We start from the raw sequence: 12133 nt of genomic DNA, 5'->3' as shown, positions 1-12133 counted from the left end.
GGAAAGTTTCGGCCGAAAACTCCGAATACGGCCCGTCACCACGGCGGGGCCGTTAGAGTGAACGGTCGCTGTAGTCATCACCCTAGAGGAGCAGTAGTTCATGATCGCCGAGAGCGCGAACCAGCAGAGCGTGACCTTCCCGCAGGAAGCCACGCCGATCTTCGACCTGGTCGCGAAGATGGTGTCGCGCACGCAGACCGACGACGAGCACGACTTCGACCGCGAAGCCGGTCTGGCGACCACCGCGTAGCTTCCTGCCGAGAGAACGTCAATCAGACGGCGTGCCCGCGTGGACGCGGAGTTCCGCGGCCGTGCGGCGGGCGTGAGCGAGGCCGTCGAGGATCCATTGCGGGGGCTGCCGGTCGTTGGTCGCGATCCGCTCGTAGGCGGCGACCAGCCGTTCCGCGATCTTCAGCCGGGCGTCCGCGGCCGCCGGTTCGGGCCCCGTTTTGGTGTCGCCCTGCTCGGGCGGGATCGTGACCAGGGCGAGGTGTCCGGTCGGTGAAGGGGTCTCTCCCGTCGAGGACCCGGCGGTGGTGTCGGGATGCGGTTCCGAGCCAGACAACCGCCGGACGCGGAAGGACGTCCGCTCGGTGTTGTCCGGCACACCTTCACGGCGGGAGTCCTGTGACGGAAAAGGATCCGCCCGGAATCGCGCGACCGCGGGCCCGTAGCGGGTTCGCACGGACCGTGGTGTCTCCCCGTCGAGTCCGTACGCGACCTCCTGCCAGGTCTTCCCGTCGAGCCTCGCGGCGACCACGGCGGCCTCGACGATCTGCTGCGTCAACCCGACCAGACCGGAGTGATCCGAGGCGGAGTCCGCCCGGGCGGCGTTCGCGGCCAGGTCGGCGAGCTCCGCCGCGAGCGCGGCGAGGACCAGATGCGCCCGGCTGGCCGCGGCCGGGACCGAGTGCCGTGTGGTCACCGCCCACTCCTCGCGGACGGCCGGGGGATCGACAAGAGGCTCGCGGAATCCCGCATGCCGTGACTCACAGGTGTTCTCACCTTTCTCTGATGTGCAGATTTGCATAAATGTGCAATTTTTCGCGCTGAAGAAACGCGGCCGTGCCCTGATCGGGTGTGGTCGCTGCGGTTCCGCGCGGGGTGCGGTTCAGTGGACCGTGTGGTCGGGCACGATCGAGGTCATCCGGACGGCAGGACCTGCGAGAGAGGGATGCCGATGAACAGGCCCCTGTACCAGGCGAAGGCGGAGCTCTTCAAAACGCTGGGCCACCCCGTCCGGATCCGGGTGCTCGAACTGCTCGGCGAGCGCGACCATCACGTCTCGGAGCTGCTCGCCGACCTCGGTATCGAGCCGGCCAACCTGTCCCAGCAGCTCGCGGTGCTGCGCCGGGCCTATCTGGTGGTGCCGCACAAGGAGGGCACGACCGTGTCGTACTCCCTCGCCAGTCCGTCGATCACCGAGCTGCTCGCCGTCGCGCGCGGGATTCTGACCGGGGTCATCACCGGCAGGCTGGAGTTGCTCGACGATCTGCGGAATTCGGCGGATTCTCCCGGAGACGTGAATTCATTGGAAATCGGCTGAAGGCGCGCACGTACGCGGTCGTCATCGATTTTCCTGAGCGGCATCGGTGTTGTTCTCGGTCAATTCGGAATTATCCTCGCCGCCGCGGGGGAGTCCGCCATCACCGGCGGCCGCCCTTCTCGTTTCCTCGACCAGGGAGTCGAAGATGGGGGTCCCGCACAGTTCCACATGGTCCTCCGTCAGAACGGTTCTCGTGCCGGGGTCATCTTGCCCTGGAGTGGGTTCTTCGATCCAGTTCCGCCAGGCAATGCACTCGATTGAGCTCACCCTCTGGGGTGAGCTATTCGTCGATGCGAAAAGCAAGTGTAGGGCATGGCTCTTTCCGAGCTCGCACGGCATCGCCGGTTCGCGGAAATAATGATTCCGCTTTCCGGCAGGGCGCGGGAAAAGGTTTTCTCAGTGGACAGCCGCACTGCCGGAGAACTCGACCCGGTAGCGGGTCGGTGTGGTGCCCAGCGCGGCGGCGAAGTGCTCGCGAAGACGGGCGGGCGTCCCGAAGCCGGACTGCGCGGCGATGGCGTCGATGCCGAGCACGGTCGTTTCGAGAAGGTGCCTGGCCCGCGCGAGGCGTTGTGCGACAAGCCAGTTGTGGACGGTGGTCCCGGTGCGGGCACGGAACGAGCGGGTGAAGGTGCTCCGGCTCAGATGCGCACGGGCGGCGAGCCCGTCGATGGTGTGCGGTACGTCCAACCGGGACTGCGCCCAGCTCATCACCTGGGTCAGCGGATCGTTGTCCGGCGCGGGAACGGGAAGCTCGATGAACTGGGCCTGGCCGCCGGGGCGATGGGGCGCGGCGACGATCCGGCGGGCGACGCCGTTCGCGACGACCTGACCGGCCGTGCGGGCGAGCAGGTGAAGACAGGTGTCGATTCCGGCGGTCGCACCCGCGCCGGTCACGACGTCGCCTTCGTCGACGTACAGCTCTTCGGGGCGCAGCTCCACGGCTGGGAAGCGCCTCCGGAACGTTCCGACCCATTTCCAGTGGGTGGTCGCTGCGCGCCCGTCGAGGATGCCTGCGTCGGCGAGCGCGAAGACTCCCAAGCAGAGTCCGACGACAAGCGCTCCGCGTTCGTGAGCGGCGCGCAAAGCGGCGGCGACGGGCGAAGGTGTCGGGGCTTCCGGGTCGGACCACCACGGCACGACGACGATGTCGGCCCTCGTGAGCGCGTCAAGGCCTGCGGGCACGTCGATCGCGTAACCGCCGCTCGTGGCGAGACGACCCGGCTCGACGGCGACGACCGTGATCGGCCACGGCTCCATGTCGCCCGCCGGAGTCTCAGGTCCCCACACCAGGGATGGCACGGCGAGATGGAACGGGCTGACCCCCTCGAACGCCAGGACGGCCACCTGTGGAGCACTCATCGATCTCTCTCCTCGCAGATGTCGGCCGATCTCGACCACAGCCGACCCGAATCCGTATCCCAGTATCGGATCGGGTCAGCCACGATGGTAACCGTACCGACGGAAAGCGAAGGAAACACGATGACCAGCACCACTCTCCGCGAGATCAGCACCCTGCCGACGACTCCCGCGACGCTCTCGGACGCGACGGTGATCCTCGTCGACTACCAGAACACCTACACGCGCGGCGTGATGGAACTCGACGGCTGGGAAGCGGCGCTCGACGAGGCGGCCACCCTGCTGGCGCGCGCCCGTGCCGAGGGCGCGACGGTCATTCACGTCAAGCACGACGGCGGCGAGGGCAGCCCGTACGACCTTCAGCAGGACATCGGCCAGATCCACGAACGGGTCGCGCCCGCGCCGGGCGAGGAGGTCGTGGTGAAGACCGCGCCGAACTCGTTCGTCGGCACCCCGCTGGGAGAATTGGTCGACGCGGCCGGACACCAGAACGTCGTCGTGGCCGGGTTCATGACCCATATGTGTGTCACGTTCACCGCGGAAGGCGCGTTCCTGCGTGGAAACGCCCCGACCGTGGTGGCGGCCGCCTGTGCGACGCGCGCGCTCCCGTCCGCCGTCGGCCCGGTGACCGCCGCGGAGCAGCATCGTTCCGCCCTCGCCACGATCGGTGATCTCTATGCCGTCGTGGTCGGTTCTTCGGCCGACCTAGCGCCCAGGTCCTGCGAGGCGGGGCACTCACGTGGATCATGAAGGACAGTCCCGCCGCCGGAGTATCGAAGGGGTCCTGATGGCCAAGCCCAACGTCGCCGAGCAGTTCGTCCAAGTCCTGGTGCAGGCCGGGGTGGAGCGGATCTACGGCGTGGTCGGAGACAGCCTCAACCCCGTCGTCGACGCCATCCGCCGCACCCCGGGCATCGAGTGGGTGCACGTACGGAACGAGGAGGCCGGCGCGTTCGCCGCGGCCGCCGAGGCCCAGCTGACCGGAAAGCTCGCGGTGTGCGCCGGCAGCTGCGGTCCCGGCAACACGCATCTGGTGCAGGGTCTTTACGACGCGCACCGCACCGGTGCCCCGGTTCTCGCGCTCGCCTCGCATATCCCGTCCGCCCAGATCGGGACCGGGTTCTTCCAGGAGACCCATCCCGAACGGCTGTTCGTCGACTGCAGCGGCTACTGCGAGCAGATCAGCAGGCCCGCTCAAATGCCCAGGGTGCTGCGGATCGCCATGCAGCACGCGTTGTCCCGCGGCGAGGTGTCGGTGCTCGTGCTGCCCGGCGACGTCGCGCACCTCGAGGCCGCGGCGCCCACCGGGAGCGGCGTGCCGGTCACCGAACACGGGACGGTCATGCCGCCCGAATCCCAAGTGGCACGGCTCGCCGAGTTGATCAACGAGGCCGAAACCGTCACGGTGTTCGCCGGCGCCGGGGTGCGCGGCGCCCACGCCGAGGTGATGGAACTGGCCGAGACCGTCCAAGCACCGGTCGGCCACAGCCTGCGCGGCAAGGAGTGGATCCAGTACGACAACCCCTACGACGTCGGAATGAGCGGGCTGCTCGGCTACGGCGCCTGCTATCGGGCCATGCACGGCGCCGATCTGCTGCTCCTGCTTGGCACCGATTTCCCTTACGATTCCTTCCTTCCCCAGGCCCGGACCGTACAGGTCGACCACGACGCGACCCGGCTCGGCCGTCGCACCCCGCTGGAACTGGCGGTGCACGGCGACGTACGGGAGACGCTGCGAGCCGTGCGGCCGCTCCTGCGACGCAAGACCGATCGGACCTTCCTGGACCGCATGCTGCGTGAGCACTGCAAAACGCTGGAGCAGGTCGTGGACGCCTACACCCGCAACGTCGAACGGCACGTCCCCATCCACCCGGAGTTCGCCGCGGATCTGCTGGACGAACTCGCCGCGGACGACGCGATCTTCACCGTGGACACCGGCATGTGCAATGTGTGGGCGGCCCGGTACCTCACACCCAACGGGCGGCGCCGGGTCATCGGGTCGTTCCTGCACGGCACCATGGCCAACGCGCTGCCGCACGCCATCGGCGCACAGTTCGCCTACCCGGGACGTCAGGTCGTGTCGATGTCCGGCGACGGTGGGCTCGGCATGCTGCTCGGCGAACTGCTCACCGTGGCCTTGCACGACCTTCCGGTCAAGATCGTGACGTTCAACAACTCCTCACTGGGCATGGTGAAACTGGAGATGCTGGTCGACGGCCTGCCCGACTATCAGACCGACCACCGGCCGGTCGACTTCGCCGCCATCGCCAGTGGCGCCGGTCTGCGAGCCGAGCGGGTGACCGACCCGAACCGGCTGCGCGCGGCTCTCAAGGAGGCGCTGAGCCACGATGGCCCCGCACTGGTGGACGTCGTGACCGACCCGAACGCGCTGTCCGTCCCGCCGCACATCACCGCCGGGCAGCTCGGCGGATTCGCGTTGGCCGCGAGCAAGGTCGTCCTCGAAGGCGGTGTCGGCCGGATGATCGACCTGGCCCGCGCGAACCTCCGCAACATCCCTCGGCCCTGAGCGGACACAGGTGCGTCCTATGTGGACGGTCGGCGGGCCGCCAGAAGTCCGTGAAGGCCTCCTTGAGGGACCCAGAGTCCCTCAAGGAGGCCTTCACGGACCTTCGGCAGCCGACCCGGCGCGTCAGGTTTGCTGCTTTCAGTAGCCTGAATTGGCCTCGTGAACCGCGCAAATCAGGCACCGGCCCCTCGAAAGGGTCTCTTGTGGACAGGGGAAAAGATGAGCAGCGTCAGGATCGGTCGGTGCCCATCCCGCGCCACAGCAGATCGAGGAGGCTCGCGACGTCGCGCCGCCACTCACCGTTCGGGTCGAGGTACAGCAGGCCGCCCAGTCCACGCAGGACGGTCTCGGGCTTCAGATCCGGGCGGACGGTGCCGGCGTCGATATTCGCCTGCAACAGCTTGAAGACCGCGCCGACCATGGCCTCGTAGGCCCCCGCGGGCAGCTCGCCGCGCGAAGCCGTCGCGGCGCGAAGGGCGTCGGCGAGCCCGCGTTTGGTCATCATGTAGTGCGCAAGGTGGTCGGTGGTCCACGTCCGGAAAGCCTGCTCTGGTGGGAACTTCTCGAGCAGGCTCGGCACGATGTCGACGAGCTGGCGTACTTCGCGCTGGTAGACCGCCAGGATGAGGGCTTCCGGGGTGGGGAAATGCCGGTACACCGTGCCGACACCGACCTCGGCCTGTTTCGCGATGGCGTTGAACGAGACCTCACCCGAGCCTGCCAGTGACTTCGCCGCGGTGGCGAGGATGCGCTCGTGGTTGCGCCGGGTGTCCGCGCGCCGGGGGTTGACCGATCCCGTCGTCATCTTCCCTCCCGTCCGCCGATCCCGTTCTCCGGTGAAATGTAGCCGAGGAACCCGGGCGACCTGGAGTGACTCCAGGGGGAGCATCGACATTGCCAAGCGGATTGTAATCCGCTAACTTGAAAATCGAAGCGGATGAATATCCGTTTCGGTTCGCGAACAGTCTCCCACCACCTCAACCTACGCCGTCGGGCCCGTGCCCGGACGATCTGCGGAAAGAGATCCAGTGGACATCTCACTCGAAGTCAACGGCAGGACGGAACACCTGAGTCTCGATCCCGGGGTGACCCTGCTGGACGCGCTGCGGGAGCGGCTCGCCGTCACAGGGCCGAAGAAAGGCTGTGACAGGGGGCAGTGCGGCGCCTGCACGGTGCACGTCGGCGGACGACCGGTGCTGTCCTGCCTCACCTTGGCCGCCACCGTGAAGCAGCCGGTGACCACGGTCGAAGGACTGTCCACGGAGGATCGGCTGCATCCGGTCCAGCAGGCGTTCGTCGACCGTGACGCCCTCCAGTGCGGATTCTGCACGTCGGGGCAGATCATGTCGGCGGTCGCCGCCGTCGAGCAGGACGTCGAGGACGTCCGTGAGTTCATGTCCGGCAACCTCTGCCGGTGCGCGGCGTACCCGAACATCATCGCGGCCGTCGAGCAGGCAAGGAGGGCCGATGCGTCCCTTTGAGCTGCTCGCACCCGAGACTGTCGAGGCCGCGGTCTCCTCGCCCGGCACCTTCCTGGCGGGCGGGACCACTCTCGTCGACCTGATGAAACTCAATGTCCTGACCCCACAACAGGTCCTGGACATCAACGCGGTGCCGCTGCGGGGTATCGACACCTCCGACGGGCTCCGGTTCGGCGCGCTGGAGCGAATGGGCGACATCGCCGCGCACCCCGGGGTGTATCCGGCGATCTCCCGGGCGCTGCTGCTCAGCGCCTCCCAGCAGATCCGGAACATGGCGAGTATCGGCGGAAACCTCATGCAGCGCACCCGCTGCTCGTACTTCCGGGACGTCGCCATGCCGTGCAACCGGCGGGTACCCGGCAGCGGCTGCCCGGCGATCTCGGGCGCCAACCGGATGCACGCGGTGCTGGGCACGAGCGATTCGTGCGTGGCGACGCACGCCAGCGACGTGGCCGTCGCACTGGTCGCCCTCGACGCGCGGCTCCGGCTGGTCAGCGCGACGGGAACCCGCACCGTCGAACTGGCTTCCTTCTACCGCCTGCCCGGTGACACCCCGGAAGTGGAGACCGATCTCCAGCCCGGCGAACTGATCGCGGAAGTCTTGGTCCCACGGTTGGATTGGGCATCGAACTCCACATACGTCAAGGTTCGGGACAGGCAGTCCTACGAGTTCGCGCTGTGCTCGGCCGCGGTCGCGCTACGGGTCGAAGGCTCGCGCATCGTCGACGCCCGGGTCGCGGCCGGCGGGGTGGCGACCGTGCCTTGGCGGCTGCCCGCGGTCGAGGCGGCTTTGCGCGGCGCGCCCGCGACGGTCTCGGCCTTCGAAGACGCCGCCGCGCTGGCCGCCGAGGGCGCGCGCCCGTTGGCCGCGAACGGGTTCAAGACGTCGTTGTTGCGGCGGACCATCGTCCGCGCACTGCTCGAACTGACCGAGGGGAGCCGCTGATGACCAGCCGGGTGGACGGACCGCTGAAGGTCACCGGCCGGGCCGAGTACGGGGCGGATCACACCTTCCCCGGGCTGGTCCACGGGTACGTCGTGCTCAGCACGATCGCTCACGGCGAGATCGACGCGATGGACGTCACGGCGGCGAAAGCTGCTCCGGGCGTGATCGGTGTGTACACGCCGTTCGATCCGCTGGAACTGCGCACCCCGGCCACACAGTTCATGGGTGAGACCTGGGTTCCTCTGCAGGACAAGGAAGTCGCCTACTACGGCCAGCCGATCGGCTTCGTGGTCGCCGAGACCTACGAGCAGGCTCGGGACGCGGCGATGCTGGTCGAGGTCTCCTACCTGCCGAGGCCCGCGCTGACTTCGTTGCAGGACGGCCTGGCTTCGGCGGAAGACGCGCCTCCCGGTAGGGACGGCGGACCATCCACGCTCGCCATCCTCGCTCCCGGCGTCGAGTCCATCGAGGACGCGCTCACCGCGAGCCCGGTGGTCGTCGAAGCCACGTACTCCACCGCGCCCCAGACCCACGCCGCGTTGGAACCGCATTCCGCGGTCGCGGTGTGGGGGCCCGACGGCCTGACGGTCCACAGCGGCAACCAGGGATCCAACCTCCAAGCGGCGGAGCTGGCGATGGCGCTGGGCACGGAGCCGTCCGAGGTACACGCGGTGAACCCGTTCGTGGGCGGTGCGTTCGGCGGCAAGGGCCGCACGTCCACCCCGGCGTTCCTGGCCGCGGCGGCGGCCAGGGTCCTCGGCAGGCCGGTGAAAGCCGCGCTCAGCCGGGAACAGGTCTTCACCGCGACCGCGGGCCGTGCCGCGACGGTGCAGAAGATCGCCCTCGGCGCGGAACACGACGGCACGCTCAACGCCCTGCGTCACGACTCGTGGTGCAGCACGCCGCAGGACCGGTCGTTCGTCGAGCCGACGTCACACGGCACCTCGCGCGAGTGGTACGCCACCCGGAACCTGGCCATCAGCCAGAAGATCGTGCCGTTGAACATCCCGCCGACCACCTTCATGCGGGCGCCGGGCGAGGCGCCCGGGTCTTTCGCGCTGGAGAGCGCGATCGACGAGCTCGCGGTCGCGCTGCGCATGGACCCCATCGAGCTGCGTCAGCGGAACAACTCGACCGCTCCACCCGGCAAGGACCTGCAGTGGTCGAGCAAACACCTCGACGAATGCTTCCGCATCGGCGCGACGCGGTTCGGCTGGGCGGATCGCACGCCCCAAGGACGGGCCGACGGAGACTGGCTCGTTGGCATGGGAACGGCCACCGCCATGTTCCCCGCCTTGCGGTTCCCGGCGACGGTCGAGATCACCTTGCTGCCCGACGACACGGCCGTCGTCGCGACCAGCGGAGCGGACCCGGGGACGGGCTTGCTGACCGTGCTCTCCCTGGTGGGCGGGGAATCGCTGGACATCTCGCCGGATCGGGTGACGCCGCGGCTCGGTGATTCGAAGCTGCCGCCAGGGGGCATGTCCGGCGGCTCGACGGCCACCGCGAGTGCGGGGACGGCCATCATGATCGCCGCAGCCAAGGCGATCGACGAACTGCTGGCACTGGCGTCGGCCCCCGGCGCACCGTTCGACGGCATGGACGTGTCCTATGCGGACGGCCAGGTGCTGGCCGGAGACCGGACGATGACCTTCGGCGAGCTGTTGCGGGCACTGAAGCGCACCTCGCTGTCGGTGACCGGTTCCTCGGCGCCCGGCGAAGAGCTGACGAAACATTCGTTCAGCTCCTTCGGCGCCCAGTTCTGCGAAGTGCGTGTGCACAAGTGGACGCGCGAGATCCGGGTGTCCCGCATGCTCGGCGTGTTCGATTCCGGCCGCATCATCAACCCGGCGGCGGCGCGCAGCCAGATCATCGGAGGAATGATCTGGGGTGTGTCGGCCGCTCTGCACGAGGGGCTGGAGGTCGAGGACAACGGACGCTTCGCCAACGGTGACCTCGCGAGCTACCTGATTCCGGTGAACGCGGACATCCCGGAGGTCGACGTCCACTTCGTCGAGTACCCGGACACGTTGCACAACTCGGTCGGCGCGAAAGGGCTGGGCGAGATCGGCATCGTCGGAATGGCGGCGGCGGTCGCGAACGCCGTCCACAACGCCACTGGAATCCGGGTCCGGCACATCCCCATCCTGATCGAGGACCTCATCGACGAGGCGTAGGCGGGTGTGGAGATTCAGGACACGTGCGGTCCCGGATCTCCACACCCGGCATCCTGGGCTTGGTCGGGTTCACGTTGCCCGGCCGAGGCATGCTCGAGCGAGCAGATCGGCGATCGCCCAATCCTGCATGGCCACCCCGACACTCTTGAAGACCGTCCGGCCGGATCGCTTCGGGATCCCGTCGGTGAGCGCGGTGCCGAGCTCGATGAGGTCGTCCTCGGTGATGGCACCCGCCTCGAGTGCGTGGATGATCTCCCCGGACTCCTCGATGACGGCGTCTCGTTCGTCGATGACGACGGTCGCTCCGGCGAGCAGCTCGTCCGGGAGTTCTCGCATGGTGGGGCGGAAGGCGCCGATGGCGTTGACGTGGGCGTGGTCGGACGGCGACAGATGTGAGAACAGTGGCGTGGTGGACGTCGTGGCACAGCAGACGATGTCGGCATCGCGAACCGCCTCATCGACGTCGGTCTCGACATGGACGGTGTCGAGGCGCAGCTCCTCGCCGAGGACCTTCGCGAGCGCGCGGGCGCGTTCGGGGCCGCGGGCGACGATCTTGAGCTCGGTCAGCGGCCGGACGGCGTGCACCGCGCGGATCTGATCGGCCGCCTGCCCGCCGGCGCCGATGAGGGTGCACGTCTTCGCGTCCGGCGGAGCCAGCAGGTCGGTCGCGACACCGACGACGGCACCGGTGCGGATGCGGGTCACTTCGGTGGCGTCGGCGACGAGATGACGGCCATGGCCGAGTTCGCTCCAGACGACGGTCCCGACGATGGCAGGTACGCGCCCGTCGAAGTCGAGGCTCAGAGTCTTGATCATCGCCGAGGCGGTCGGCCGGTGGTGCGTGGACATCACGAGGAATCCGCCGTCGCGCAGCACGGTCCGCGTCGGCATCTCGAACTCGCCACGTCGCAGCGCGAGAAATCCGTTCCGTACCGCGTCGATCGCGGCGGGCATGGACACGGCCGAACGGATCTCCTCCGGGCCGAGGGTGACGACGTCCATGAATCCTCCTGATTCCCCTCAGCGCAGTACGAAGCCCGGAACCAGGTCGTCGTCGGGATCCACGACGAACCGGTGGTGGCCGGTGGAGAACGCGCGGCCCGTCACCACGGCCATCACCGCGTTCCGCCCGGCGACTTCGGTCGTGTCCGCGATCCGGGCGGACCAGGTCGAACCGACGATCGACGAATGGATGAGTGCGCGATCCGCCGCCAGCCGCCCGGACGCGTGCAGCGCCGCGACACGGGAGGCGGTCCCCGAACCACAAGGTGACCTGTCCACCTGACCATCGGCGAAGACGGTCACGTTGCGCTGACGGACGTTGCCGCCTTCGTCGTCGCCGAGATCGTCGAAGAAGATCACGCCGTAAACTCCGCTGAGTCTCGGGTCGAGCGGGTGCTCGGCGTACGCGCTCGTGTTGAGCTCGTTCTTGATCTTCCGTCCCAGACCGATCAGTTCGGGTAGCGAGGCCTTGTCGACGGAGAGACCGAAGTCCGCCGCGGCCACGTGGGCGTACATCGCGCCGCCGAACGCGATCACGCAAGTGGTGGAGCCGCGCGACGTCTCCACCACGACGTCCTCATGAAGGAGATAGCCGGCGACGCTGACGAAGTCGACCGCGGTGAGCTTGGAGCCCGTCGTGGCCACCCGCGCGGTCACTCGTCCGGAGGGCACGTCGATGACCACATCGGTGACACCGCTGGGGTCTGTGGGCACCAGCCCGGTCTGGACCGCCCAGGTGCCCAGGCACATCGTGCCGTGGCCGCACGCGGCGGAGAAGCCGTCCTTATGCCAGAAGAGAACGCCGAAATGGGCGCCCGGATCGTCCGGTGCCACGACGAAACCGCCGTACATGTCGGCGTGCCCGCGTGGCTCGGAGCAGAGCAGTTGCCGCAGTCCGTCGACTTCGGGGTCGACCGCGGCCGCGACACGCTTTTCGGCGACCGTCGCCCCGGCTGGTTCCGTTGTCTCGGTGACGATCCTGAACGGTTCGCCACCGCAGTGGTAATCCACCGCGTCGATCCCGTCGCTGGTCATGGTGAAGCAACGTAACATGTGACATTGTACTGACACAACGCCTGGTGAAAGGGAACGAGG

The 12133-nt window shown here is 68.2% G+C and carries 12 protein-coding genes; 7 read left to right on the top strand and 5 right to left on the bottom strand.

The window, feature by feature from the left end:
* Window positions 1-100 precede the first annotated feature (100 nt).
* Window positions 101-250: a hypothetical protein gene (locus tag DL991_RS43050; RefSeq protein ID WP_199746781.1), complete on the top strand. Its 150-nt coding sequence runs from the start codon at window positions 101-103 to the stop codon at window positions 248-250.
* An 18-nt stretch (window positions 251-268) separates the two neighbouring features.
* On the opposite strand, the gene DL991_RS29450 is transcribed toward DL991_RS43050, so the two are convergent.
* On the bottom strand, window positions 269-925 hold the full coding sequence (locus DL991_RS29450) for a hypothetical protein (protein ID WP_125787618.1): 657 nt from the start codon (window positions 923-925) through the stop codon (window positions 269-271).
* A gap of 255 nt (window positions 926-1180) precedes the next feature.
* Between DL991_RS29450 and DL991_RS29445 the strand changes: the two genes are divergently transcribed.
* The gene (locus DL991_RS29445) at window positions 1181-1546 is read left to right on the top strand and encodes a helix-turn-helix transcriptional regulator (RefSeq protein WP_125787617.1); all 366 of its coding nucleotides are present in this window, start codon (window positions 1181-1183) and stop codon (window positions 1544-1546) included.
* A gap of 396 nt (window positions 1547-1942) precedes the next feature.
* Here the strand turns inward: DL991_RS29445 and DL991_RS29440 are convergent, their stop codons facing one another.
* Window positions 1943-2908, bottom strand: coding sequence for a helix-turn-helix domain-containing protein (locus tag DL991_RS29440; protein ID WP_125787616.1), 966 nt, complete (start codon window positions 2906-2908; stop codon window positions 1943-1945).
* 120 nt (window positions 2909-3028) lie between these two features.
* Between DL991_RS29440 and DL991_RS29435 the strand changes: the two genes are divergently transcribed.
* A complete protein-coding gene (locus tag DL991_RS29435) occupies window positions 3029-3655 on the top strand; it encodes a cysteine hydrolase family protein (RefSeq protein ID WP_125787615.1) in 627 nt (208 codons plus the stop codon).
* A gap of 37 nt (window positions 3656-3692) precedes the next feature.
* Window positions 3693-5432 carry a pyruvate dehydrogenase gene (locus DL991_RS29430; RefSeq protein ID WP_125787614.1) on the top strand — a complete coding sequence of 580 codons (1740 nt, stop codon included), beginning with the start codon at window positions 3693-3695 and terminating at the stop codon, window positions 5430-5432.
* A 229-nt stretch (window positions 5433-5661) separates the two neighbouring features.
* Here the strand turns inward: DL991_RS29430 and DL991_RS29425 are convergent, their stop codons facing one another.
* Window positions 5662-6237, bottom strand: coding sequence for a TetR/AcrR family transcriptional regulator (locus tag DL991_RS29425; RefSeq protein ID WP_125787613.1), 576 nt, complete (start codon window positions 6235-6237; stop codon window positions 5662-5664).
* Between the two features lie 223 nt (window positions 6238-6460).
* Here DL991_RS29425 and DL991_RS29420 point away from each other — a divergent pair, with 223 nt between their 5' ends.
* From DL991_RS29420 to DL991_RS29410, 3 genes are read left to right on the top strand one after another with little or no spacing between them, the layout of a single operon-like run.
* Entirely contained in the window at window positions 6461-6913 is a 453-nt protein-coding gene (locus DL991_RS29420) for a (2Fe-2S)-binding protein (protein WP_125787612.1), read from the top strand.
* Window positions 6900-7859 (top strand): xanthine dehydrogenase family protein subunit M, encoded by a 960-nt coding sequence (locus DL991_RS29415; RefSeq protein WP_125787611.1) that lies wholly within the window; start codon window positions 6900-6902, stop codon window positions 7857-7859. Before DL991_RS29420 ends, DL991_RS29415 begins: the two co-directional genes overlap by 14 nt.
* On the top strand, window positions 7859-10036 hold the full coding sequence (locus DL991_RS29410; protein ID WP_125787610.1) for a xanthine dehydrogenase family protein molybdopterin-binding subunit: 2178 nt from the start codon (window positions 7859-7861) through the stop codon (window positions 10034-10036). Before DL991_RS29415 ends, DL991_RS29410 begins: the two co-directional genes overlap by 1 nt.
* 69 nt (window positions 10037-10105) lie before the next feature.
* Here the strand turns inward: DL991_RS29410 and DL991_RS29405 are convergent, their stop codons facing one another.
* A complete protein-coding gene (locus DL991_RS29405; RefSeq protein ID WP_125787609.1) occupies window positions 10106-11038 on the bottom strand; it encodes an ornithine cyclodeaminase family protein in 933 nt (310 codons plus the stop codon).
* Window positions 11039-11056: 18 nt separating this feature from the next.
* Window positions 11057-12073, bottom strand: coding sequence for a proline racemase family protein (locus DL991_RS29400; protein ID WP_125787608.1), 1017 nt, complete (start codon window positions 12071-12073; stop codon window positions 11057-11059).
* Window positions 12074-12133: the final 60 nt, after the last annotated feature.

Origin of the sequence: Amycolatopsis sp. WAC 01375 (genome assembly GCF_003947325.1) — a bacterium.
Lineage (GTDB): Bacteria > Actinomycetota > Actinomycetes > Mycobacteriales > Pseudonocardiaceae > Amycolatopsis.
The sequence above is the reverse complement of the archived record's forward strand: the minus strand, read 5'-3'. Positions and strand labels throughout refer to the sequence as shown.